At 52.8% G+C, this 25,712-nt stretch carries 17 protein-coding genes and 1 tRNA gene; 3 read left to right on the forward strand and 15 right to left on the reverse strand.

Annotation, left to right across the window (positions count from 1 at the left end; translation table 11 throughout):
* Positions 1-1,077 carry a hypothetical protein gene (locus tag ACKWCC_RS05005; protein ID WP_413994818.1) on the forward strand — a complete coding sequence of 359 codons (1,077 nt, stop codon included), beginning with the start codon at positions 1-3 and terminating at the stop codon, positions 1,075-1,077.
* Entirely contained in the window at positions 1,074-1,988 is a 915-nt protein-coding gene (cap12, locus tag ACKWCC_RS05010; RefSeq protein WP_413994819.1) for a CBASS system CD-NTase-associated NAD(+) hydrolase Cap12, read from the forward strand. Before ACKWCC_RS05005 ends, cap12 begins: the two co-directional genes overlap by 4 nt.
* Before the next feature lie 112 nt (positions 1,989-2,100).
* Here the strand turns inward: cap12 and ACKWCC_RS05015 are convergent.
* The 14 genes from ACKWCC_RS05015 to ACKWCC_RS05080 all read right to left on the reverse strand — a co-directional run bounded on the left by ACKWCC_RS05015 (position 2,101) and on the right by ACKWCC_RS05080 (position 22,381).
* Positions 2,101-2,174, reverse strand: a tRNA-Asp gene (locus ACKWCC_RS05015).
* Positions 2,175-2,316: 142 nt separating this feature from the next.
* The gene (locus ACKWCC_RS05020) at positions 2,317-3,246 is read right to left on the reverse strand and encodes a DUF58 domain-containing protein (RefSeq protein ID WP_413994820.1); all 930 of its coding nucleotides are present in this window, start codon (positions 3,244-3,246) and stop codon (positions 2,317-2,319) included.
* Between the two features lie 114 nt (positions 3,247-3,360).
* Complete coding sequence (gene trxA, locus ACKWCC_RS05025; RefSeq protein ID WP_413994821.1) at positions 3,361-3,678, reverse strand: thioredoxin; 318 nt, start codon at positions 3,676-3,678, stop codon at positions 3,361-3,363.
* Between the two features lie 276 nt (positions 3,679-3,954).
* Positions 3,955-4,716, reverse strand: coding sequence for a carbonic anhydrase family protein (locus ACKWCC_RS05030; protein ID WP_413994822.1), 762 nt, complete (start codon positions 4,714-4,716; stop codon positions 3,955-3,957).
* 46 nt (positions 4,717-4,762) lie between these two features.
* On the reverse strand, positions 4,763-5,455 hold the full coding sequence (locus tag ACKWCC_RS05035) for a DUF2490 domain-containing protein (protein ID WP_413994823.1): 693 nt from the start codon (positions 5,453-5,455) through the stop codon (positions 4,763-4,765).
* A gap of 735 nt (positions 5,456-6,190) precedes the next feature.
* Positions 6,191-10,576: a DNA polymerase III subunit alpha gene (gene dnaE, locus ACKWCC_RS05040; protein WP_413994824.1), complete on the reverse strand. Its 4,386-nt coding sequence runs from the start codon at positions 10,574-10,576 to the stop codon at positions 6,191-6,193.
* Between the two features lie 312 nt (positions 10,577-10,888).
* Positions 10,889-12,067 carry an acyl-CoA dehydrogenase family protein gene (locus ACKWCC_RS05045; RefSeq protein WP_413994825.1) on the reverse strand — a complete coding sequence of 393 codons (1,179 nt, stop codon included), beginning with the start codon at positions 12,065-12,067 and terminating at the stop codon, positions 10,889-10,891.
* 143 nt (positions 12,068-12,210) lie between these two features.
* A complete protein-coding gene (locus tag ACKWCC_RS05050) occupies positions 12,211-12,930 on the reverse strand; it encodes a tRNA1(Val) (adenine(37)-N6)-methyltransferase (RefSeq protein ID WP_413994826.1) in 720 nt (239 codons plus the stop codon).
* 194 nt (positions 12,931-13,124) lie between these two features.
* On the reverse strand, positions 13,125-14,576 hold the full coding sequence (locus ACKWCC_RS05055) for a sulfatase family protein (RefSeq protein ID WP_413994827.1): 1,452 nt from the start codon (positions 14,574-14,576) through the stop codon (positions 13,125-13,127).
* Between the two features lie 7 nt (positions 14,577-14,583).
* The gene (locus tag ACKWCC_RS05060; protein ID WP_413994828.1) at positions 14,584-16,644 is read right to left on the reverse strand and encodes a chitobiase/beta-hexosaminidase C-terminal domain-containing protein; all 2,061 of its coding nucleotides are present in this window, start codon (positions 16,642-16,644) and stop codon (positions 14,584-14,586) included.
* Positions 16,641-17,363 carry a chitobiase/beta-hexosaminidase C-terminal domain-containing protein gene (locus tag ACKWCC_RS05065; RefSeq protein ID WP_413994829.1) on the reverse strand — a complete coding sequence of 241 codons (723 nt, stop codon included), beginning with the start codon at positions 17,361-17,363 and terminating at the stop codon, positions 16,641-16,643. Before ACKWCC_RS05065 ends, ACKWCC_RS05060 begins: the two co-directional genes overlap by 4 nt.
* 74 nt (positions 17,364-17,437) lie before the next feature.
* The gene (locus ACKWCC_RS05070; RefSeq protein ID WP_413994830.1) at positions 17,438-18,472 is read right to left on the reverse strand and encodes an NHL repeat-containing protein; all 1,035 of its coding nucleotides are present in this window, start codon (positions 18,470-18,472) and stop codon (positions 17,438-17,440) included.
* 73 nt (positions 18,473-18,545) lie between these two features.
* The gene (locus ACKWCC_RS05075; RefSeq protein WP_413994831.1) at positions 18,546-20,039 is read right to left on the reverse strand and encodes a DUF1501 domain-containing protein; all 1,494 of its coding nucleotides are present in this window, start codon (positions 20,037-20,039) and stop codon (positions 18,546-18,548) included.
* Between the two features lie 2 nt (positions 20,040-20,041).
* Entirely contained in the window at positions 20,042-22,381 is a 2,340-nt protein-coding gene (locus ACKWCC_RS05080) for a PSD1 and planctomycete cytochrome C domain-containing protein (protein WP_413994832.1), read from the reverse strand.
* Between the two features lie 404 nt (positions 22,382-22,785).
* Between ACKWCC_RS05080 and ACKWCC_RS05085 the strand changes: the two genes are divergently transcribed.
* Positions 22,786-25,047 carry a GH92 family glycosyl hydrolase gene (locus ACKWCC_RS05085; RefSeq protein WP_413994833.1) on the forward strand — a complete coding sequence of 754 codons (2,262 nt, stop codon included), beginning with the start codon at positions 22,786-22,788 and terminating at the stop codon, positions 25,045-25,047.
* Between the two features lie 137 nt (positions 25,048-25,184).
* Here the strand turns inward: ACKWCC_RS05085 and rimM are convergent, their stop codons facing one another.
* Entirely contained in the window at positions 25,185-25,712 is a 528-nt protein-coding gene (gene rimM, locus ACKWCC_RS05090; RefSeq protein ID WP_413994834.1) for a ribosome maturation factor RimM, read from the reverse strand.

Genomic DNA, 25,712 nt, shown 5'->3' on the forward strand with positions numbered 1-25,712 from the left:
ATGAAAAAAAACTACGAACAGCTCATACAAAGAGTAAAGCAAAGATCTAATCCTGGCGCAATCGATGAATCAGTTCTATTAGAAAAGTCCTTTAGTGCAGAGCTTAGGGGTCTATATGATAAAAAGATTCTTGTCTATATAAAACGGGCTATGCAGGGAGTAGAAGCTGTATATACTAGCAACACGTTCGCTGCCGGGGACAAAGTAAAGGTTCAGTTGAAAAATGTGTATCCAAACTTAGACTATGAATATCAAGGTTCCGTACCGTCAAACACGCACATCAAAGGGTACAGCGATATTGATTTAGTGCAAATTAGCGGTGGCTTTTACGCGCACGATAATAAATCAAATTTTATCGCAGAAAGCCAAAAGTCAAATTTAAGCTACGACCAGAAGATTCGATTAAACGAAGTAATAAATGGAGCACCCTATTTGGGAAATGCAAATGAGGATTTAAAAAAGATTAGATTAAATGCTGAAGAGGTTCTAGCGAAGGTCTATAAAGAGGTCAATATAATAAAGGCCAAATCCATTGAAGTAAATCTAACCAACCCAAAAAGAATTGTAGATGTAGTTACGGCATCTTGGTATAAGTCCGTGGAGGCTGTTGTAAGTGCCAATGACTACGAAAAGGGCATTCAAATCTATAATAAGGAAAAAAATCAGCGTCTAAAGGCAGATTTTCCATTTTTAAAGATTCATCTGCTCAATAAAAAAGATTCCGACGTTAACGGACGATTAAAAAAAATGATTCGTTTTTTGAAAACTTTGAAAGCAGATTCAAATGTTGAAATTGATTTCTCTAGTTTTGATATTTCTTCAATTTGCTATAACATAGAAAAAGTGAAGTATTATGACAAATCTTATGATGAGCTTGTCCATGTCCTATTTCATGAACTGACAAAAATTGCATCAGACTTAGTTTATAGAAACACCATTAAATCGATTGATAACACGGAATATATTTTTAGAGATAGCCCAGAAAAAATTGTTCAACTAAAGCTAATGCTTGAAGAGTTAAACACGGTTAATTCAGATTTGATCAAGGATAATTTAATTAAGAGATTTTTATCATGAAAAGAATATTTATAGGTAGTTCAAGTGAAGAATTGGGCACCGCCAAAATAGTAAAGGCAATTTTGCGACAAGATTTTGAGGTGATCATTTGGGATGAGGCATTATGGAATAAATCGGTTTTTAAATTAAACCGTAACTTCTTGTCGAACTTATTGACCGCTACCTTAAAGTTCGATTATGGCATTCTAATCGGTTCCCCTGATGACAAGGTAGATTACAGAGGAAAGGAAATGCTTCAAGCCCGTGATAATGTTTTATTCGAATTGGGCCTATTTACAGGACGTCTGGGATTGGATAAATGTGCCTTTCTCGTAGATGATACTGTAAAGATTCCTAGTGATTTGGGAGGTATCAAGTTGGCAATGTTCAACAAAGGCAATCTTGCAGAAAAAGTAGAGGAGGTCAAACAAATGTTTCAAAATTCTAGTGAAGTGGATTTGAACTTTTTCCCTTCAAGCACCTTGGCATATGCATATTATGAGAACTTTATAAAGTACGTTTGTGAACACTTTGTAATGAATAAAGGATTCGAGTTCAAAAATAAATTGCATGACAAATGTAAATTCAAAATAATGATACCAAAAACGCTACCCAACGATTTGAACATGGCATTCCAGAAGATTCAAAATAAGATAGGAGTGGAAAAAATTTCATTTGGTGCTACGGGAAGAGTTAGAAATGTACATGTGGATGTTAAAATTGAGAATGGGCAGCTTATTTTATTGGATTTTCCGACAACGTTAACGGGTATTGATCATGCGATTTCCAATTTACTCCCTAACGATTTTAAAAATCAAACTAATGATTATAAATTGATATTGGATAGGGAGCTAGACAAATTTATAGCAACCTTGAAGAAAACAATAGAAAAAAATGAATACGATGATTTTGTGACTATTGAGCGGGTTTAAAGGCTATTAGGTGATTTTTCAAAGTTTTCAAGAAGATAAAAACCGCGTGCAATCTGCGTGCAACCTAAAAATAAAAAAGCTTCCAATTTCTTGGAAGCCCTTTATTTACTTGCGGTCTGGACGGGACTCGAACCCGCGACCCCCTGCGTGACAGGCAGGTATTCTAACCAACTGAACTACCAGACCAATGATTTTATGCCGATTCTTTTGGGCACTTCCGCAACAGCGGGATTCAAATCTTGTTCTAAAAAAACCTTCCGAGAAGGCGCCTGCAAATATACACTGCTATTCCAATTGCGCAAACAATTTTTTACATTTTATTCCGGGCTCAGAGAAATTTCTGCCGTTCGGTCAGAAAAGTGTTCAGTACCGTGGCAAAGTTGTCCTGGATGTCCACCGGCACATACTTTATGCGGTACTGGCTGCACTTTAACCTTAAGGCGGCAATGTAGGTTTCCACACCTTCCCGGTAGGCCTCTTTGATATTTTCCGAATACAGGTCCAGATGTTCGCCGGTCTCCACGTCCACATAGCGCTTTGGGGCATTTTCGAAGTTAAAGTGGCGTTCTTTTTCATCGTCCATCAAGTGGAACAGCACCACTTCATGCTTGTTGTACTTTAGGTGCCTCAGGGCCTCAAAGAGTTCCGCGTCCGTTTTTTGGGTCTGGAACATGTCCGTGAAGAGAAAAATAAGGCTGCGCCTTTTTATTTTTTCCGCTATTTGGTGCAAGTAGGTATAGGTGGCTGTTTCCGTGGCCCGTTGGGGCGAGGTGCTGGCCGAGGCCAATTGCGCCAACAGCATCTGCATGTGGCGCTCACTGCCCTTTTCCGGGGCGTAGTACTGATAGCTGTCCGCGTACATGCTCAGGCCCACGGCGTCCCTTTGCCGCTTTAACACGTTCATCAGGGCCGCAATGGCCAAGGCGGCAAAGCCTATTTTGTTCATGTTCTCCAGGGACGGTTCCTTTACCTCGGGGTAGTGCATGGAGGCCGAGGTGTCCAATATCATGTGGCACCTTAAATTGGTCTCCTCCTCGTACCTTTTGGTGTACAGCTTGTCCGTTTTGGCAAACAGCTTCCAGTCTATGTGTTTGGTGCTTTCGCCCTTGTTGTAGATTTTGTGTTCGGCAAACTCTGCCGAGAAACCGTGGAACGGACTCTTGTGTATGCCGCTGATGAAGCCTTCCACCACCTGGCTGGACAAAAGTTCCAGGTTTTGGAAAAGGGGCGCCTTGTTTAGTTCGTTCTGGAGTTTCATGGGACTAAGATAAGCAAAGGGGCGCCCTCCGCAAAGTGCCCCTCGGCCGGCCTCCAAAAAGCAAAAGCCCGGAAGGTTCCCGGGCTTTTTGGCTACATGGTTCTTACTTCAACGCTAGAGCAGTGCATCTATGGCCTCCGTATAGGCGCTTTTTGGGGAAACCCCCACTTGGCGGCTCACAATCTCACCATCTTTGAACACCAATACGGTGGGGATGTTGCGCACCCCGTACTTGGCGGCAAATTCCTGGTTGGCATCCACGTCCACCTTGCCCACAACGGCCTTGCCCTCGTATTCATTGCTCACCTCGTCAATGATGGGTCCCACCATTCTGCAAGGCCCGCACCAGGCTGCCCAAAAATCCACTACTACCGGTTTGTCACTCTTTAAGACCACTTCATCAAAAGTGGCATCTGTTATTTCTAAAGCCATTTGAGTTGTATATTAAAATGATGGCAAAGTTAATCATTTATTTGTGGCTTTGCACCCGGAACACGCATACGTTTTTATTATGTGCGCATCAAGTTAATTTATTCTTAATCACCATGTTGTACCATAGAGTTGCCTCTGGAAGCGCAATACCCCATGGACGGGTGCCCAACGGAGGGGCGTTCCCGGACCATCCATTCCCAAGGAAAAGCGAAGGCCCCTTGCAACCAAAATGGTTCCAAAGGGCCTTGTGCTGTGCAGGCCGCCAATAAAGTCAACCTATCTCATAAAATTCACTTTTCCTGTCTCCATATCGTAAACCGCTCCTACGATCTTTAGGCTTCCGGCCGCTTCAAGCTCGGTCATTTTGGGCGATTTGTTTCTAATGTCCTCCACGGTCTTGGCCACATTCTCAGTGATGACCTTGTTGGTGAACGGGGTGTTTTTGGAACTGACATCCTCTCCCTCAGTGGTTTCCACCACCGGCCGGATCTCATTGAGCAGGTTCTGTAGGCTGTTCATGCCCAGGGAGGCGGCATCCGTGTTGTCAATGGCGTGCTTTACGGCGCCACAGGCAGTGTGTCCCATAACAATGACCACTTTGGATCCGGCCACGGCACTGGCAAACTCCATGGAGCCCACAATGTCGTCATTTTCAATGTTGCCGGCCACACGGGCCACGAAAACGTCACCTATGCCCAGATCAAACACATCCTCCACGGGTACACGGCTGTCCACGCAAGAGAGCACCAAGGCTTTTGGATATTGGCCAATGGTGGCCAACCTGCGCTGTTCGGAGTGGTCCCTTGTGGTAAGGTTGTTGGCCACAAAGTTCTCGTTTCCTTTCTTGAGCCTTCCAATGATCTCGTCCGGGGTCATGTCCGCTTGTTCCTCGGCGGTTAAAATACTTCTTACGGGCTGTTGCGCCACTTCAACGCTGTCCGTTGTTGCGGCCGGAGCCTCTTTTTTGGTGGCTTCTTGGCAAGAGATGCCCATGAACCCAAGGGTCAGCGTGGCCAATACAATGTTTCTAGTTTTCATAAGATACTTTTTTTAAGGTTTATAATGGTGTTTTGCGTATTTGTGATCAAAAAGTGTGGTGCAAACTGAACTGCAACTGTCCCTTGCCCCAATTATCGGTCTTTTGGTTCATCCATCCCAATTGCACCCGTACTTTGGGAGAAAGCACATAGCCCATGCCCAAATAGGTTCGGTTACGATCAAAGAGGGACACGTTCCGGTTGTTGCCTATGTCCGTTTGGCCGTTCATGAAAAGTTCATTGTACAACGCCAGGTAAATGGCATCCTTTTCCAGGGAGGTCTTGTTAAAGGGCACATTGAAAAACAGCATGTATCGGTAACGGGTTCGGAAATCCTGACCCTCCACAAAACGTTGTTCGTACCTAAAGCGATGGGTAAGGTAGTAGCGCTTGCCCACCTTGTGCGGGATCAGGGCTTCCTGGTAGATCCTGTTCTCCCCGGAAGTATCGTCATTGTCTCCGGGCACCCCAGACGTTATGTTGGCGTAACCCAAGGTAAACAGAATGTTGGCCTCCTTGGGCCTAAAGGTAAGGCCACTTCTGAGCAACAGTTGCTCCATATCGCCAAGACCGGCCCAGTCCCTATATTGAAAATCGCCCTGGATGCCCCATTGGCTGTCCTTGAACTGCATGTTGTAGAAGTACATGTACCAAGCACCGGTTTGGGCTTGGTCCACCTGGGCCATAGCATGGTGGCCAAAAAACAAAAATGAAAGTACTATAAGAAATCCCTTTTTCATATTTCCCTTATTTAGAGCAAATCTAAATGTTAAAATGAACGGTCAATACTGTTTGCAATACATTTAAGCTATAATAGTATAGCTTTTATTTATGCTTATAAATAGCAGTATCATATTCTCTATACTACTTATATTGATAGTAAAACTATTATTTAAAGAAAGATGATGGTTGATTTTGAAAAGAGGGCTTTCCCCTTTTCACCATATCAGAAAGGCCCGTGGCGAGGCCACCGTTTCCCGGTTTTGGGCGAATTTGGTTCGGGGGGGGGCAGCCTGTTGCCAAGCCCTGTGTAGGGTTAAACCCGGATGCTGTATGGGACTTTCATAACCAGGGTGCAACCCCCAACAAAATCAAGCCTTTTGCGTTCAAGGCGCCCGCCCGTACCGAACGTGCCCTTCGGGTACGGTGAGTGGGCAAAAGTCGGTGCAAGGATCGGTTTGGCAACGATTTGCAGCGGTAGTAAACTACCTCTGGGCAAGCCCACGAGGCATTAATAAAAAACTGAATTTTAATTTTCAGCCAAGCCTCGGAGCATCAAACCCTTTGGCGGTGCCATTGAAATTTCCATTGCTCAATCTGGGTTAAATCTCAAATGGCGCCTAAGGAAATCGTGGATCTTGCGGCAGATTTAGGCCAAAAATCATTGCATAGCAGTAGCTACGGAATCATTTTTAAACGACAATATGCCGCAAAAGAAGCATTGGATCATGCGGTCATTATGACTTGATTTAACCCTAGTTCAATTTGTAGTTTACCTGTTGTTCTTTCAGAGTCTCAATGAGCTCGCTGCTGATCTGCACCTTTTGTTTTCGGCTAATGAGGTTCACTTTAATTTTCTCCTCCATTTCGTACAGCACAAAATTGAGGTTGTGGTTGCCCTTGTGCATGGCCAAGGTATCCTTCAGGTCCCTGATGTGGTCTTCCCTGAGTTGGGCCACATCCAGGCGTATGGTGATCTTTTTGGCAAAGGCCTCCATCACATCTTGCAAGAGCATAAAGCTATTGAACTGTATGCGGGGGTCTCCTTTCTTTCCGGTTTCCCTATTGGTCCAGCCCTCGCGCACCAGCGCCTTGACGTACACAAAGGAATTGATCATTAAAAAATGCCTGAACTTTAGGTATTCTTCCCCAAAGATCCTGAACTCAAAGGAATCCGTATAGTCTTCGATGGTAAAGGCCCCCCAGCCCTTTCCGTTCTTGGAGATGCGGTGCTGCACGTCCGTGATCACCCCGGCAAAGCTCAGTTCGCGGTTCAGGTGGTTCTCCAGATCACCGGCAGCGGCCAGGCCGGCGTTGCAAAAGGCCTTGATCTCCGTCTTGAAATCGTCCAGCGGATGGCCGGAGATGTAGATGCCCACCACTTCTTTTTCCCGGCGCAGTTTTTCCATGGTGCCCCATTCCTCGCAGGGCGGTACCACGGGTTCGGGGATCTGGGCCTCGCTCATGCCACCGAACATGTCCATTTGGGAAGAGTTTTGGTTCTCCTGGTACTTGGCGGCAGATTTGATCACTTTTTCCAAGAAGGTAACGCCATCTCCCTCATGGTGAAAATACTGGGCCCGGTGGGTAGTGCCAAAAGAGTCGAACCCGCCGGCAACGGCCAGGTTTTCAAAGGCTTTTTTGTTGGCTGCTCGAAGGTCCACACGCTTGGCCAGATCAAACACGGATTGGAAGGGCCCGTCCTTTTTTCGGTGGGCCACAATGGTTTCCACGGCAGAGCGCCCCACGCCCTTTACCGCCCCCATGCCAAAGCGTATGGCCCCTTCTTGGTTCACGGCAAACTTGTAGTAAGACTCGTTCACGTCCGGGCCCAGCACCTGCAGCCCCATGCGCTTGCACTCTTCCATGAAAAAGGTGACCTGCTTTATGTCGTTCATGTTGTTGCTCAGCACCGCGGCCATGTACTCGGCCGGGTAGTGGGCCTTCAGGTAGGCGGTCTGGTAGGCAATGTAGGCGTAGCAGGTAGAGTGGCTTTTGTTAAAGGCGTAGGCCGCAAAGGCCTCCCAATCTTTCCAGATCTTCTCCAGCACTTCCCTGGGGTGGCCGTTCTTTTCGCCTCCGTCCAGGAACTTGGGCTTCAGTTCCTGCAAAAGGGCAAATATTTTTTTCCCCATGGCTTTCCGGAGCATATCGGCCTCGCCCTTGGTAAAATTGGCCAGTTTTTGGGACAGCAACATCACCTGCTCCTGGTACACCGTAATGCCGTAGGTCTCTTTCAGGTACTCTTCCATCTCCGGCAGGTCATAGGCAATGTCCTCCCTGCCGTGCTTTCTGGCAATGAAGCTCGGGATGTATTCCATGGGCCCGGGCCGGTACAGGGCGTTCATGGCAATGAGGTCGTCAAAGACGGTGGGCTTCAGATCCTTCATGTGCTTTTGCATCCCGGGAGATTCGTACTGGAAAATACCCACCGTGTCCCCTTTTTGGAAAAGGGCGTAGGTGGCCTCGTCATCCAACGGAAAATCATCGGGCACCAGATCAATGTTGTGCTTGGCCTTAACGATCTTTACGGTGTCCTTGATGAGGGTAAGCGTTTTAAGGCCCAGAAAATCCATCTTCAACAGGCCGGCGCTCTCCACCACGGAATTGTCAAATTGGGTAACGTAGAGTTCGGAGTCCTTGGCAGTGGCCACGGGCACAAACTTGGTAATGTCGTCCGGGGTTATGATCACCCCACAAGCGTGTATTCCGGTGTTCCGTACCGAGCCCTCCAAGGTCCTGGCCATGTTCACGGTCTGCCCCTCCAGGGTTTCCTCTTCGGAGATATTGAGCAGTTCGTTCACCTTTTCCAGGTCTTCCGCCCTGAATTTTTTTCTCAGTTCCGCCTCGGTTTTTCCAAAGATCTTGCCCAGTTTGGACATGGTGGGAATGAGCTTGGCAATGCGGTCCGCATCGCCCAGGGGCAGGTCCAGCACCCTAGCGGTGTCCCGGATCGAGGATTTTGCCGCCATGGTGCCGTAGGTAATGATCTGTGCCACTTGGTTGGCCCCGTATTTTTTGATCACATAGTCCATGACCCGGCCCCGGCCCTCATCGTCAAAGTCAATGTCTATATCGGGCATGGACACCCGATCGGGATTCAGGAAACGCTCAAAGAGCAGGTCGTACTTCAAGGGGTCTATATTGGTAATGGTAAGGCAGTAGGCCACCACGGAACCCGCGGCAGATCCCCGACCCGGGCCCACGGACACGTCCATCTTCCTGGCCTCCCGGATAAAATCCTCGGTAATGAGGAAATAGCCCGGATAGCCCGAGTTCTTTATGATCTCCAGCTCAAAGTCCAGCCGCTCCCGGATGGCGTCCGTGAGCTCCCCGTAGCGTACCTTGGCCCCCTCGTAGGTAATGTGCCGCAGGTAGGCGTTCTCGCCCCGGTTACCGCCGTCCACCAGATCCTCGGGGTGCTTGAATTCCTCTGGGATGTCAAACTTGGGCAAGAGCACATCGCGGGCCAGCTCAAAGGGCTGGATCTTGTCCACAATTTCCTGTAGGTTCAAGATGGCCTCGGGCACGTCCTTGAAAAGGGCCTTCATCTCATCCTGGGTCTTAAAGTAGTATTCCTGGTTGGGCAGGCCGTAGCGGTAGCCCCTTCCGCGGCCAATGGGGGTGGCCCGCTTTTCGCCATCCTTTACACAGAGCAGGATATCGTGCGCCTCCGCATCTTCCTTGGCGCAGTAATAGGTATTGTTGGTGGCCACCACTTTTACCTGGTGCTTTTCGGCAAACTGGAGGAGCACCTGGTTCACCCGGTCCTCGTCTTCCTGCCCGTGGCGCATCAATTCCAGGTAAAGGTCGTCCTCAAATTGTTCCTTCCACCAGAGCAGGGCCTCTTCTGCCTGTTTTTCGCCCACATTGAGCACTTTGCCCGGCACTTCGCCGTACAGGTTCCCGGTAAGGACAATGATATCTTCCTTGTACTGCTCAATGACTTTTTTATCGATCCTGGGCACGTAGTAAAACCCATCGGTGTAGGCAATGGAAGACATCTTGGCCAGATTGTGGTAGCCCTTCTTGTTCTTGGCCAAGAGAACGATCTGGTACCCGTGGTCCTTGACCCTTTTGTTGGTATGGTCCTCGCAGACAAAGAACTCGCAGCCCACAATGGGCACGATCTCCTGTGCACTGGGCGCTTCGCCACGTTCTTCCGCTTGGGCATTGGCGGCCTTTGCCGCTTTGTTGTGGGCGTTCACTTCCTTTACAAAATGAAAGGCGCCCATCATGTTGGCGTGGTCCGTCAAGGCCACGGCGGGCATCTTGTTGCGGGCGGTTTCCTCTACGAGCGATTTTATGTTGATGGTGGATTGCAGCACCGAAAACTGGGAATGGTTGTGCAGGTGCACAAAGGTGGCCTCTTCCAGGGTCTTGATGTTTTCGGTTATCTCGGCCTGGCTCACCCCTCCGGTGTCCCTTTCCCAGAGGGCATCGGCAATTTTTTTGGACGCTTTTTTTAGGTTGATGTGCTCTAGGCCAATGAGCTGTATCTCCCCGGGGTTGGCCTCGGCATATCTTTTGAAGTAGTCCTGGGGCACGTTCAGCTGCTCCGTGGTGTACTGCCTAAGGCGCAGCAGTTCCAAGAAACAGCGGGTGGTGGCCTCCACGTCTGCCGTGGCGTTGTGGGCCTCCCCAAAGGACTCCCCAAAGAGGTGCTGGTGCAGTTCGGTAAGGGTGGGCAGTTTAAACTTTCCGCCGCGGCCCCCGGGAATCTGGCACAGCTGCGCCGTGTGCTCCGTACAGGTGTCCAGAACCGGCAGCTCCTGGAGGGGGTTCTCCATTCCCATCCTATGGAATTCCGCCCCCATGATGTTCAGGTCAAAGCCCACGTTCTGGCCCACGATGAACTTGGTCTTGCCCATGGCCGCCAGAAACTTTTCCAGCACCTCTTGCAGGGGGGCGCCGTCCTGTTCTGCCAGGGCGGTGGAGATACCGTGGATCTGTTCCGCATCATAGGGAATGTTGAACCCGTCCGGGCGCACCAGATAGTCTTGGTGCTCTACCAACCTGCCCATGTCATCGTGCAGTTGCCAGGCGATCTGTATGCAGCGCGGCCAATTGTCCGTATCGGTTATGGGGGCGTCCCAACGTTTGGGAAGGCCAGTGGTCTCGGTGTCGAAAATGAGGTACATGCTGCGGTTTTTAAAAGCCAAAAATAACTGGTCCCGTGGGTAGGGGCGGTCTCGGGGAAAATGGAAAACGACCCAAGCGGCACCGCCAATTTTGGGCCTCTAAAATTAAGTAAAATGAACCGATGTAAAGGGGTTGGGGCGGAAGAGTTATCAACCAAAAAAAGCCCAACGGAACGGTTGGGCCTGTGCGGAAAATTCGGTGGTGCCCCCTGGGCCGGCCAAAGGTTTCCCCAGCGCTGGTTTTTGGTGGGCCCAGAGCCCTCGGAAAAGGCGCTCTGGGCGGCAAAGACCACCTGCTTTATGGCAAAGTTCCTATTTAAAGGCGGCGTGCCCGGTGATGTCCATTCCCGTGATCAAGAGGTGAATGTCATGGGTGCCCTCATAGGTAATGACGCTTTCCAGGTTCATCATGTGCCGCATGATGCTGTACTCCCCCGTTATGCCCATACCGCCCAGCACCTGCCGCGCCTCGCGTGCAATGGAAAGGGCCATTTCCACATTGTTGCGCTTGGCCATGGATATCTGGGCCGTGGTGGCCTTGCCCTGGTTCTTTAGCTGGCCCAGCCTAAAGGCCAATAGTTGGGCCTTGGTGATCTCGGTGATCATTTCGGCCAGTTTCTTTTGCTGCAGTTGAAAGGCCGCAATGGGCTTCCCAAACTGTACCCGCTCCTTGGCGTAGCGCAAGGCGGTGTCATAGCAGTCCATCGCTGCCCCAATGGCGCCCCAAGAAATGCCGTATCGGGCAGAATCCAGGCAGCCCAGGGGTGCGCCCAGGCCACTCTTGTTGGGCAACAGGTTTTCCTTGGGCACCTTGACGTTGTCAAATATGAGCTCGCCGGTGGCAGAGGCCCGTAAAGACCATTTGTTGTGGGTCTCTGGCGTGGAAAATCCTTCCATGCCCCGCTCCACGATAAGGCCGTGAATACGGCCCTCCTCATTCTTGGCCCAGACCACCGCAAGGTCGCAGAAGGGCGAGTTGGAGATCCACAACTTGGCACCGTTAAGGAGGTAATGGTCTCCCTTGTCCTTGAAATTGGTGGTCATGCCACCGGGATTGCTACCGTGGTCGGGCTCGGTAAGGCCAAAGGAGCCCATCCATTCGCCAGTGGCCAATTTGGGCAGGTATTTTTTGCGCTGTTCCTCATTGCCATAGGCGTAAATGGGGTACATGACCAAGGACGACTGTACCGAGGCCGTGGAGCGCACCCCGCTGTCGCCCCGTTCTATTTCCTGCATAATGAGGCCATAACTGATCTGGTCCAGCCCGGCGCCGCCGTACTCCTCTGGAATGTAGGGGCCAAACGCACCAATCTCCGCCAGGCCCTTAATGATCTGTTTGGGAAATTCGGCCCGTTGGGCGTAGGCTTCGATGATGGGAGACACATCCCGTTTTACCCATTGCCGGGAGGCATCGCGCACCAGCAGGTGTTCTTCAGACAATAGGTCGTCCAGTTGATAGTAATCGGGCGCTTCAAACAAGTCGGGTTTCATAACATTATTTTTTTTGTAAAGATAGGGTAAAGAACGTACGGGGACGGGATTTCATTGTACGGGCCCGGGGCTCCCCTTCCGGTTGTCAACAAAAATAAACAATTTCTAAATTGTTCCATTCACAACAATGGTCAAACAAAATGTTACATTTTCAAATAAAAATCGTGGGTTAGCTTCCTGTAGGCCTCCGTGTAGCGGTGCCGCGCCTCCTCAACCACAAGCGGTTTGGTGGCCACCCCACGCTCTTGGAAGGTAAATTGCAAAAGACTGCGCTTGCTGGGGACGGTGGGGTTTCCCCTGACGTCCGTGATGTGGCTGGGGAAAAGGCCAAACTCCTTTGCCATGCCCAAAAAGGCGTTCTTTTCCTTTATGGGCAACACCACACTAAACGTGCCCTTGGGCGCCAGGAGCTGGGCCACGGCCTCCAAGAGTTCCCCAAAGGGCAGGGCACTGTTCTGCCGGGCACGATCGCGCGCCCGGTTGCCGCTGGACACCGCTTCCGAGTAAAAGGGCGGATTGCAGACAATGAGGTCATAGGGCCCGGCAGCCTCGTCTTCCAGGAGTTCGTCCAGACCCGCGTGGTAGCAGAACAAGCGATCGGACCAGGGGGAAGCCTCAAAATTGGCCACACATTGCTCATAGGCCGCTTCCTCTATCTCAATGGCCTCGATATCTTCCGCAGGGCACCGTTGGGCCAGCATAAGCGCAATGAGCCCCGTTCCCGCCCCGATGTCCAAGATACGCCCCGCCCCCTGGGGCACGGTGGTCCAGGCGCCCAAGAGCACCCCGTCGGTGCCCACTTTCATGGCACAGCGATCTTGGTGAACGGTGAACTGTTTAAATGCAAAAGGCTTGTTGCCCATACTGCAACCCATCTTTGGTTCAGGGCACAAAGGAATGAAAACTAAGGCATTGGCACAAAGGAATTCGTCCTGGCCTTGGGGGCCTCCGAAACTGTGGGTCCCCACCGGCATCTTCCCCGCACCTACCCAAAGGCCGCACGGGACGCTTGGCATCCGCGTGCCACCATTGGGCCACGGGCCCCTCACAACAGGGCTTATTGCTCCAATTTACCGGCGGACCTGGTTTCGGACCCTTCCAAATCCAAAAGGGAATCTCCCAAACGGGAGCGCATGCCGTTGGCCAACAAACGTATCTTGGCCACCACCTCGGGGTGTTCACTGGCCACATTTGTGGTTTCGCCAATATCTGCCTCCAGATCATAGAGTTGAATCTCCTCCACCTCCTTCATGGCATATTTGCCGGGGAGTCCGTCCCGGCCGGGCACCTGCCCCTCCATGCTGCGGTAGGTGTGCGGAAAATAGAGTTTCCATTTACCGTGGCGCACGCCGTGCAGTTCGTTGACGCGGTAATAAAAGAAATAAGCCTCCTGGGGCGAGGTCCGTGTTTGCCCCGTGAGCAATGGCCAGGCGCTCTTTCCATCTATGGTGCGCTCCGGCAGCGGTGCCCCCGTGACCTCGGCCAGTGTGGGCAGCAGGTCAATGGCCATAAGCGGGGTGTCCAGCACCTGGCCGGCCTTTAGCTTTGCCGGGTATTTTATGATAAAGGGCTCCCGTTGGCCGCCCTCCCAGGCCGTGCCCTTGCCCTCGCGAAAGGGAGCGGCACTGCCGGCGTGGTTGCCATAGGCCAGCCACGGCCCGTTGTCCGAAGTGTAGATGACAATGGTGTTCTCCTCCAGTCCGTTTGCCCTCAAGGCCTGGTTGATCTGGCCCACGGACCAATCCAACTCCATGATGACATCGCCGTACAGACCGCGGTTGGACTTTCCCTTGAACTTCTCCGATACGTAGAGCGGCACGTGGGGCTGTGGGTGGGGCAGGTACAAAAAGAAGGGCTGTTCCTTGTTTTGGTTGATGAAGTCCACACTGCGCTCCGTAAGCTGGGTGGTGAGCTGGGATTGATCGGTAAGGGTATCGATCACCGTTTCGTTTTCGTACAAGGGAAGCGGACCGAAGTTGAACACCGATCCCTGCTGCGGGTGCAAGGGCCACATGTCATTGGAATAGGGAATGCCAAAATACGTGTCGAAACCGTGGCGGGTGGGCAGGAACTCAGGGGCATCCCCCAAATGCCATTTACCGTATATGGCGGTCTTATAGCCCAGTTCCCGGAGCATTTCGGCCAGGGTGGTCTCCCCGGGGTGCAGCCCCTTCCCGCTGTTGGGCATCATGGCGTTGTGTATGCCAATACGGTTGGGGTAGCAGCCCGTGAGAATGCCGGCGCGCGAGGCCGAGCAAACGGCCTGGGCGGCATAGTAACTGGTAAGTTGCACGCCTTCCTTGGCCATTTGGTCCAAATGCGGCGTGGCGATGTCCGCCGCGCCAAAGACGCCCACATCGCCATACCCTTGGTCATCCGTAAAAATGAGCACAATGTTGGGCGGGCGGGCGGTGGCCCCCTCTTTTTCGGCCGTGCCGGGCTTACAGGAAAACAGCACCCAAAAAAGGCAAAGGGCCGCCAGTGGGCGCAGTCTCAAAAAAAACACCATATTTGTTTCAATTTAGCAGAATTTCATCCACAAAGATCCAGCTTTTACCGCCGGGATTGGGATGCCAATCGGGGTTTTTTAGCGGACTCAATACCTCCACTTTCACAAACTTGGCGGTGGTGGGCGCGATCGCAACGTCAAAAAAAGTCCGCACCACGTTGGTATTGGGGGCTTCCTTGGGGAAAATGGTCTGTTTTATCCGTTTAAAGTTCTTTCCGTCTTCGGAACCATATACCCGGATGCCCGTGGGAAAGAAAATCCAGCTTGCGGGGGCAGAAAGGGCCCCCACCGAGACCGAGCGGATTTCCTTGGATTCCTCCAGCTCCATCACGGTACTGAAATGACTGCCCTCATAGCCCAGCCAAGCACCATCCACAAAATTGGTGGACCCCCGTTTCAGGTCCACCAAGGTCTGCCCCCCTTGGGCGGCATACTTCTCATTGGGCTCCCGGTTCAGGGCCACCTTGGCGTAGCTTACCGTGGCCGATTTGTATTGCTCCCGGCTCATCTTACTGGGCTCCCAACCCGGTTTGGCCGTAATGGCGCTCACCACAGTGGACTCCTTAATGACCAAGGGACCGGAATAGCGGTTGGACGTGCTGTCTGGCACGGATCCGTCCAAGGTGTAATGAATGGAAGCCCCTTCAAACGTGGTTTCCAGCGCCACGCGCAGGGAATCCCTGAAAAATGTGGTCTCCGCGATGATCACCGGTGGCGCCAGGACCGTCTGCTCAAAGGCATCTTCCGGAACGTGCTGCACGGCCAATCCCGGATGTTCTTCCTGGAAGGCCTTGAGCTCATTGGGCAGCACCTTGGTTCCATAGAGATAAAGGGCGGCCAGGCTGGGCATTTCCCGGGCCGTTTGGAACACGGCGGCCGTGACCTGGGTGCCGTACAGGTTCAGGGACTCCAGATGTTCCAGACCGCCCAATACGGACAGGGAGGCGTCCGTAATGGCCGTATTTTGTAGTTGCAGTTTGGTGAGGTTTTCAAAATCGGCCAGATCTCTGGCCAAATCATCGTTAAGTGCAGCATTGCCCAAATTGAGCTCCACAATGTTTTCGGCGTATTCTTCCAAGGCTTCCAGATCTTGGGAAAGGGCTTCCTTCTTACCAAAAAGATTGGCCACCAATAGCGGGTTCCCCTCTGCCAGTGGGTAAAGCCCAATGCCCAGCGCATTCATCTCCGCGATCCATTCCGGTGGGGCGGCGGGCACTTCCTTGGCCAAGAGGGCGTGGGTGGAATGGTCTTCTTCCAAATCTTCCAGCACCGCCGCGAGCCGGTCCGTGGTCTCCAGATCGGCCACGGTACAATCCAGGCAGTGGCCGTTGGCCACCCACCATTCCAACAGCATGATCTCCTCCGAGGTGGGCTGCACCTTGCCCTTTGGCGGCATGTGCTCTTCATCTTCCAAGGGCAGGTGCACGCGGTGCAACAGCAATGGCTTACCGTTCACCGTGTCCATTATGGGTCCGCTGTCCCCGCCTTTGAACAAGTTCTGGGCAGTGTTCATCAAAAGGCCGCCCTTGGCTTTCCCCTCATTGTGGCAGCTCACGCACTTGGCCTCAAAGATGGGCTGGATGATGGCTGCGTGCACCTGGGCCGTGGAAATATCGGCAATGGCCACCTGGGCCACCTTGGGCTCCCTGAATAGGTAGTCGGTACCGTGGGTCATGCTACCGCCATAATGCCCGGTAACGGAAATCAGGATGAGCACCAGAACAAAGGTGGGCATATAGGCCCGTTGCGCCCAGCCTGCCGGATGGCCCTTTAGCAGAAAAAGGACGATGGTGGCCGCGGTAAAGGCCACGGCCATCCATCGGTGCAGAAACAACAGTTCTTCATCAAAACCGCCCTCCTCGCCCAGCAACCAGCCCGTTCCCAAGGAGGCCAGGGCAGAAAGCGCGCCCAAGCCCAGGGCAAAGCGAATGAGCTCATCCCCACCACGGTGCTTTCGCCTTCGGTCATAGATTTCAAGGGCGAAGGCCATGAGTATGATACCAATGGGCAAATGCACAAAAAGTGGGTGGAAATTCCCCAATTGTAGGCCTGCAACGATCATCTTCATTCCACAAGGATTTCATCGACAAAGAACCAGGGCAAGCTGCCTTGGCCCTGATGCCAATCGGGTATTTGGGACAGGGAGCTTACCCTAACGGTAAAACGGTCATAGGCACCGGGAAGCAGCGGCACTTCCAAAAAGGCAAACTGCACGGCATCGCCCTCTTGTGGGGCCGGGAGGGCCAGACTTCCAATTTCGTCACCCCTGTGGAAGACGGTTATTTGGGCCGGGGCAAAAATCCAGGCACCGTGGTGCACCAAACTGCTCAGGGTCACTTTGGAAATTTTCCGGGCCTTGGGCAGGGCCACGCCCAGGGACAGGGTATCTACATTGAAACCCAACCACGCCGAATCGTTACCGAAGGCCATGGTGCCCTTGGCCCCATCGTTGAGCGCTTGGGCCCCGGATCCGGCATAACGCTCACTGGGCCCGGGCCGCAAGGTAATGGCTGCGTCTGCCAAGAGATCGTTGGTACGGACCACCTGAAGGCTACTGCTCGGGCCCGAAATGAACTGTGGATGAAAGGCCTTGGCCCTGACCGTAGTGGTCTGCTCCAGAACCAGGGGCCTGGAATAAATGTTGGAAGTCTCGCTTACCTCGGTACCGTCAATGGTGTAGCGCACCACGGCATTGGGCACGGAAAAATGTGCCTGCACCCTGGCGGTATCCGTAAAGAAGACGGCCTCGGTTTCCAATATGGGAACGGCCATCTGCGTATCTTCCATTTTCAGGTACTCCGTTTTATCCATGGGCTGGCAGCCCAGGAGCAATATCGACCCAAACAAACAGAAAAAACCCCTCATGTGCGCACTAATTTTATGGGATAGGTCTTTCCGGAGTTCCACTGGGCCACATACAGGTTTTCATCCTCATCTACACAAACATCGTGCGGATGGGTAAAAATGGACAGGGCCTGGTACATCTTGTTCAAACCGCCTTCGCCGTATTTTGGGGCACAGCCCCCTGGAGCGGATATCAAGTTATTGTCCTTGTCCAGTATGGAAATGAAGCCACTTCCCTCTTCGCCATTGTTGCTCCATATGGTGGCCAGATAGACACATTCCCCGTCTATGACCGGCCGGCAAATGAAGGCCCCGGGAAAGTGATGGGAGGCAATGAAATCCCCGCTGAGGGAAAATCTTTTTAAGCGGTTCTGTTGCCGCGCGGTGATGAGCAAGGTGGGGGCACCGTTGCCGCGATCGTCAATACAGATGCCGTGGGCGTTTTGGAACTGGGCTTCGCCATTGCCCTTTCCGCCAAAAACATTGAGGAGCTCGCCCTTGCTGCTGTAGTGCAGGATGTACTGTTCGCCATATCCATCGGCCACATAGACATCGCCGTTGTCCGCAATGGCGGTTTCCGTGGGAACATAACTGTCCTTGCCCTTGTATTTGCCAGAGGCCTCGGGATAGGGAAAGACCTGTACCACCTTGCCCTTCACGGTGGTCTTGATCACCTCGTGGCGCGCATTGTCCGAAATATAGAGAAAATCCTCACCGCCCTCCACCTTTAGGGTAAGGCCGTGGGCGCCCGGGTATTCCGTGCCCCACACCTCGATCAACTTACCGCTCTTGTCATAGACAATGACATTGTTCTTGGTGTGGTTGGTGAGCAACAAGATCCTTCCCTTGGAATCCTGAACCATCTCATGGCAATCGTTCACCGGATATTGCTGGGCGTTCAGGGCGCCCCAGCCCATGTCTATGCGATACCGATGGTCATTGTGCCCAATAATGGTGTCCTTGTACTGGGCAAGGTGCCCCATGACCGAACCGGAGGCCAAAAAGCCAGCGGAACCTATGGCCGTTTTTTTTATGAATTTTCTTCTTTCCATTTATCCGTTTTGTCCCGTGCATTGGTGCGCCATGGGCAACGCCCCCTCCAAAAGAAGGAATCCTTGGAGCGTTTTACACCAAAATGTCCTTGACCACGTGCCCTTCCACATCGGTGAGCCTAAAGCGCCTGCCTTGGTATTTGTACACCAGCTTTTCATGGTCAATGCCCAATTGGTGCAGCATGGTGGCTTGGAAATCATGCACGTGCACGGGGTTCTTTACAATGTTATAGCCAAAATCATCGGTTTCGCCATAGACCATTCCGGGCTTTATGCCCCCGCCGGCCATCCAGATGGTAAAGCACCGGGGGTGGTGGTCCCTGCCGTAGTTGGTATCCGTCAACAGCCCCTGCGAATAGTTGGTGCGGCCAAACTCACCGCCCCAAACCACCAAGGTGTCTTCCAACATGCCGCGTTGCTTGAGGTCCGCAATGAGGGCCGCAGAGGCCTGATCCACATCCTTGGCCTGTTTTTCAATGGCATTGGGCAGGTTGTCATGCTGGTCCCAGCCCATGTGGTAAAGTTGTATAAAGCGCACATTTTGCTCTGCCAGCCTTCTGGCCAACAAACAGTTGGCGGCGTAAGTGCCCGGTATCTTGGCATCTGCCCCGTACATTTTATAGATGTAGTCCGGCTCCTTGTCGGTGTTCATCACCTCGGGCACGGAGGTCTGCATCCTGTAGGCCATTTCATATTGGGCAATGCGGCTCTGTATCTCCGGATCACCGGACTGCTGGTAGTGCTCATCATTGAGCTGGGCCAGTTGGTCCAGCATGGCCCGCTTGGTCTTCTTACCGGTGCCCTCGGGATCGTTAAGGTAGAGCACCGGGTCCTTGGCCGCCCTGAACTGCACCCCTTGGTGCAGCGAATGTAGAAAGCCATTGCCCCAAAGGCGGGTGTAGAGGGGCTGTCCGTTGGGCCTGCCCGAACCTCGGGACAACAGAACGGTAAAGGAGGGCAGGTTGTCGTTCTCGCTACCCAGGCCATAGCTTAACCAGGAGCCAATACTGGGCCTTCCGGGCTGTTGTGAGCCGGTCTGGAAAAAGGTCACGGCGGGATCGTGGTTGATCGCCTCGGTGTACATGGATTTTATGATGCAGATATCATCGGCCATTTTGGCGGTATGGGGCAAGAGGTCACTGATCCAGGCCCCGCTCTTGCCGTGCCGTTGAAAATTGAATTGGGAGCCCACCAAGGGAAAGCTGCTCTGCCCGGAGGTCATTCCCGTGAGCCGCTGTCCCTTTCTCACGGATTCCGGAAGGTCTTCTCCCCTTCTTTGGTTCAGCAGGGGCTTGTGATCGAACAGTTCAAATTGGGAAGGGCCACCGCTCTGAAACAGGTAGATTACCCTCTTTACCTTGGCCGGATGGTGCAGGGCGTTCAAAATTCCCTTTACGCCGCCCGCACCGGTATGGGGCGTAAGGAGGCCACTCTTGCCCTCACGAAAGCAGCTCACCCCCAAAAGGGAGGCCAGGGCCACCCCGCCCACGCCAAGGGCAGACTTTTCCAAAAAGGCCCTACGGTTCAGGATCAAGGATCGGTCTTGTACTATCTTCTTTTCGCTCATGCCTATCCTCTTGTAATGGTTTCGTCCAAGTTCAATATGGTATGGGAGGTCAGGGCCAAGGCGGCCATTTGCGCCTTATCCACCTCCTTGCCCACCTCAAAGGCCCCAATGCTTAGGTAGGCCTCGGCATCCACGTCGCCCTGACGTACCTGTGCCAGCATCGCATCATGGTATTCCAACAGGCTCTGCAGCTCCCGTTCGTTGGGCAATCTGCTGGTGGCCAACCGGAACATGTGGGCTATCTGTTCTTTCAAGGACCCACCTTTGGCCTTTTGGGTGTGGTAGGCCATGGCCCTTGCCGCCTCGATCATCTGGGGATCGTTCATGAGCACCAAGGCCTGCAAGGGCGTGTTGGTCTCCTGGCGCTTTACGGTGCACAGGTCCCGGGAAGCGGCGTCAAAGGTCATCATACTGGGCGGGGGCACGGTGCGTTTCCAGAAGGTGTAAAGGCTCTTGCGGTACAGGTCCCCGCCGGTGCCCTGCACGTAAGATGCCGTACTGCCGCCACCGCCACCCGTGGTCTCCTCCCAAATGCCCTCTGGCTGGTAGGGTTTTACGCTGGGCCCGCCCACTTCCTTGTTGAGCAGTCCGCTCACGGCCAGTGCCTGATCACGGATCATCTCTGCCGATAGGCGCAATCTCGGCGCTCTGGCCAGCAATTTGTTCTCGGAATCCATTTCCAGCATTTCCGGACTGATCTGCGCCCGTTGCCGGTAGGTCTCGGAGAGCGCCATGAACTTTAGCATCCCGTCCATGTCCCAGCCCTCGTCCCGTAGTTTCAGGGCCAGGAAATCCAACAACTCCGGATGCGTGGGCAGGGCGCCCTGATTGCCAAAATCATAGGTGCTGCTCACAATGCCCGTGCCGAACATACGCTGCCACAAGCGGTTCACCGCCACCCGGGCGGTCAGGGGGTTGTCCTCTGAAAACAACCATTGGGCAAGGCCCAAACGGTTTTTTGGATACTCCTCCTTGTAGGGCAAAATGGATTCGGGGGTCTTGGGGAAGACCTCCACCGTGGGCCGATCGTAGGCCCCGCGATCTAGCAAGAAGGTTTTTCTGGGCGTTTCCATTTCCTTCATCACCATCACGGGCACCTCTTCGGTGGGACTATTTTGCATGTTGATGAAGTGCAGCACGCCTTGGGCATCCTTCTCCGAAACCATGACATAAGGCTCGGGAATTTCCGTTGCGCTGGAGAGAAGCCCCTTTTCCGGGATGGTGTTGAAAAAACTGAAGAACTCAAAATGTTCTTCCTGACTAATGGGATCGTATTTGTGGTCGTGGCAACGGGCGCACTCCAAGGTAAGGCCCAAAAAGGCAATGCCCAGGGTCTGGGTACGATCGGCCACGTATTCGGTTCGGTACTCCTCCGGGATCACCCCGCCCTCTGCCGTGATCTTGTGGTTGCGGTTAAAGCCCGTGGCCAAGATCTGTTCCAAATTGGCATTGGGCAGCAGATCGCCCGCCAATTGGTAGGTAACAAAGGCATCGTAGGGCATGTTCTTATCGAAGGCATGGATGACCCAGTCCCGCCAGGGCCACATGGTGCGCTCAAAATCGTCCTGGTAGCCGTGGGTGTCCGCATAGCGGGAAATGTCCATCCATTCCGCGGCCATGTGCTCGGCGTGGTCCTTGGTGGCCAAGAGACGGTCTATGACCTTTTCATAGGCCCGCGGGGAGCTGTCTTGCAAAAATTGCTCCATAAGCGCCATGGAAGGGGGCAGGCCGGTAAGGTCAAAAGACACCCTTCTCAGTAGTTTTTCCTTGCTTGCCCGTGCACTGGGGGCCATGCCGTGGTCTTCCAATTTTTTGAGCACAAAGGCATCAATGGCATTGCTGCCCCATTGGCCCTTGGTCTCCGGTATGGCTTGTGGTTCTGGGGGCACAAAGGCCCAATGGGTCTCATATTCGGCCCCCTGGGCCACCCATTTTTTCAGGAGGGCGCGCTCATGATCGGTCAGGGCCAAATTGGCCTCCGGGGGCGGCATCTGTAGATTGGGGTCTTCACTGTAAATACGTTCCACCAAGGTACTGTTCCCCGGATCCTTGGGCACAATGGCGTGGCGGTCCTTTAATTTACCAAGGGCCTTGTAGGCCTCCTGGGCCGTGTGCAGGGAAAGATCGCCCTCAATGGCATTCTTGTCCGGCCCGTGGCACTTGAAACAACGATCGGAGAGCAAGGGCTTCACATGATTGGTGAAGCTCACCACCTCGGGCAGTTCCCTGTCGGTGGTCTGGAGGGCCATCTCTGACGATCGCGGTGCCCCCTCCTTACAACCAAAGATCAGGCCCCCAATGCCCATGCACCCGATAAAAAATGGGGCAAGACATCGTTTCAACCCTGTTCGGAACTTTTTGGCGCCCCGTTGCTCTTTATGGCATTCCTTCCCTGTCATCCGCTAAAAATACGAAATCGGCATACAATAACAACTTTTGTTTAAGATGTAGCGCCATTTAAGGTCGATGAGCTGCACACCCCTTAACCAAAACCAGGTGATTTTACCATTTCTTCAGTTTGCCGGCAAGACAGGTGCCACGATGCCCCAACCAAAACCTGCACCCCGGCACCCCCCTGGGCATCAGGGCGTCCCAGAGAAAAAAAATCAAAAGCATCGCAACCGGCCATCCGCCCAAAAAAACATTGGCGCATTGATGGTGAATCCCCCCAACTCCCTTATTTTCGTTCTGAACATTGGTTGGTGTCCACCAAAGCAACATCAGACCAAAAAAACACCCATTCCCCATGAAAACACGGCATGTTCCATTTGGCACCCTACTGCTGCTGCTCTGTACCATTGTACCGCCCTTACAGGCACAGCGCGAAGCACAGGAAGACTATACCCAATACGTGAACCCCTTCATTGGCACCAGCAACTACGGCACCACCAATCCCGGTCCCACCGCGGTGCGCGGTATGGTGAGCGTGTCTCCCTTCAATGTGGCCGGGCCCGCGAACATGCCCTTTGAGAAAGACAGCAGGTGGCTCTCTACCCCCTATGTGCATGAGAACACCTTCCTTACCGGTTTTAGCCATGTGAACCTCAGTGGGGTGGGGTGTCCGGAACTGGGCGTGATCTTGGCCATGCCCACCACCGGCGCCCTTGAAACGGACCATCTCCTGTACGGGTCCACTTACTCCAAGGCCGTGGCCAAGCCCGGCTATTATGGCACTACCCTGGACAAATACAACATCTCGGTGGCCACCACGGCCACCACCCGAACGGGCGTGAGCCAATACAGCTTCCCAAAAGGGGAGGCCAACATTCTCATAAATCTTGGGCTGGGCCTAACCAATGAGCAGGGCGCGCGCACCCGCATTGTATCGCCCACCGAAATCGAGGGCATGCGCACCGTGGGCTCGTTTTGCTACTACAAGCCCGAAGAGGCCTACCCGGTCTATTTTGTGGCCCGGTTCTCGGAGCCCGCAACGGAATACGGGGTGTGGAAAAAACAGCCCGAACACAAGGGCGTGGAGGCCCAATGGATGGCCGCCTACAATGGTAAAACCCAAATAAAGGAAGGCTTTAGGCAGGAAGTGGCGGGCGACAGCATTGGCACGTACATGCGCTACGACTTTGAGACCCCGACAAAGGTGGAAATGCGGGTGGGGGTTTCTTATGTGAGCATTGAAAATGCGCGGGAAAACCTGGAAAGGGAAACGGACAACCGAAGTTTTGACGATTTGGTGGAGGCCGCAAGGGCGGAATGGAACCAACATTTGGCCCAGATCGAAGTGGAGGGGGGCACAGTGGCCGACAAGACCAAATTCTATACCGCCCTCTACCACACCATGATCCACCCCAGCACCTTGAACGATGCCAACGGGGAGTACCCCAAGATGAAAACGCGGGAGACCCTGAAAACGGATGGCACCCGCTACACGGTCTTTTCCCTTTGGGACACCTACCGCAACATGCACCAACTGATGACCCTGGCCTACCCCGCGCAACAGCGCAACATGATCAACAGCATGCTGCGCATTTACGACGAGTCTGGCTGGCTGCCCAAATGGGAACTGAACGCCACCGAGACCACCACCATGGTGGGCGATCCCGCGGGCATCATCTTGGCAGACACCTATCTAAAGGGCATCCGGGACTTTGACGTGGAAAAGGCCTACGCGGCCATGGTGAAGAGCGCGGACCAATTGGAAAATAACCCACTGCGGCCGGGCATAAAGGACTATATCTCCAAAGGCTACCTCACCACGGCCACCACCAACAGCGGATCGGTATCCACCACCCAGGAATACAACATTACCGACAATGCCATTGCGCAATTGGCCAAGGCCCTGGGAAAGAAAGAAGACGCAAAACGTTTTCAGGAACGGTCCCTCTCCTATAGAAAATTGTTCGACAAAAGGTTGAACCTTCTGCGCCCCAAGAACGACGACGGCAGTTGGGTGAGCCCCTATGACCCCAACGATGGCGCCAATTTTGCCAAAAACCTGGGCTTCATAGAGGGCAATGCCTGGCAATACACCTTTATGGTGCCCCATGACATCCCGGGACTCATAAAACTCATGGGCGGAAAAGGGCCCTTTATAAAACAATTGGAAACGGTGTTCGAGACCGGACAGTACGATATGGCCAACGAGCCCGACATCATGTACCCCTACCTCTTCAACTACGTCAAGGGCCAAGAGCACAAAACCCAAGAAAAAGTGGCATCGCTCCTTGACAAATACTACCAAAACGTGCCCGAAGGGCTCCCGGGCAACGACGATACCGGAACCATGAGCGCCTGGGCCGTTTTCTCCATGATGGGCCTGTACCCCATACACCCCGGCAACCCGGTCTATGCCCTGACCACACCCAGCTTTGACAAGATCACCGTTCATTTGGACACCACTTACTACCCCCGGGAAAAATTGGTGATCAGCAAGGAGGGCCAAGGAACCATAAAGCACATTACCCTGGGGGGCAACAACAAACTTCCCCGCTTTTTTGTGGACCACAACGACCTTGTTGGGGCGGGCCAACTGCATTACGTGCTGGAACCGTGAGGGAAGAAGTTTTTAGATGTTAGATTTTAGAAGTGAGAAGTTAGAAATTAGAAGTGGGAAGTTGGTAATGGAGAAAAAATTCAAACAACCGACTGCTTCGCACTTGATAATCAAAACACCTTGGATTCAACTCCCTGCTATTCCAAATACAAGGACACCAGGCCCTCGGGGGTGGTCACGGTTATGGTCTTCGCATCTCGGTTTACCTTGGTTACGATCTCGTCATTAATGGGGATCAGGAGCTGTTTGTTCTCCTTTTGGACTTCAAAGAGGGCTTGGGCGGTACTGTCGTTCACGCTTTGCACGGTGCCTATGTTGCCGTGAACGGCATCGATCACGGAGAAGCCTATGACCTCATGGTAATAAAACTGGTTGCCGCTGAGCTTGGGAAGCATGGACAGGGGAAGATGGAGGGTGGCGCCCATGATGCGATCGGCCTCCGCTTCGGTCTTCACCTTTTCAAAATCGATGCGCAAAAGGTTGGATTTGTGCAGGCGGCAGCGGTCAATAAAAAATGGAACCAGGTTGTTTCCCAAAGAAACAAACACTGATTCCATATTTTCGTAAGCCTCGGGGTCATCGGTATCCAGCTTAACCAGTACCTCTCCCTTGAAACTGTATTTGGAGACCACTTTGCCCAGGTAGAAACAATCTTCCTTGCGCAT

It is taken from the genome of Maribacter aquimarinus, from assembly GCF_047345505.1.
In the GTDB taxonomy this organism is placed as follows: Bacteria; Bacteroidota; Bacteroidia; order Flavobacteriales; family Flavobacteriaceae; genus Maribacter.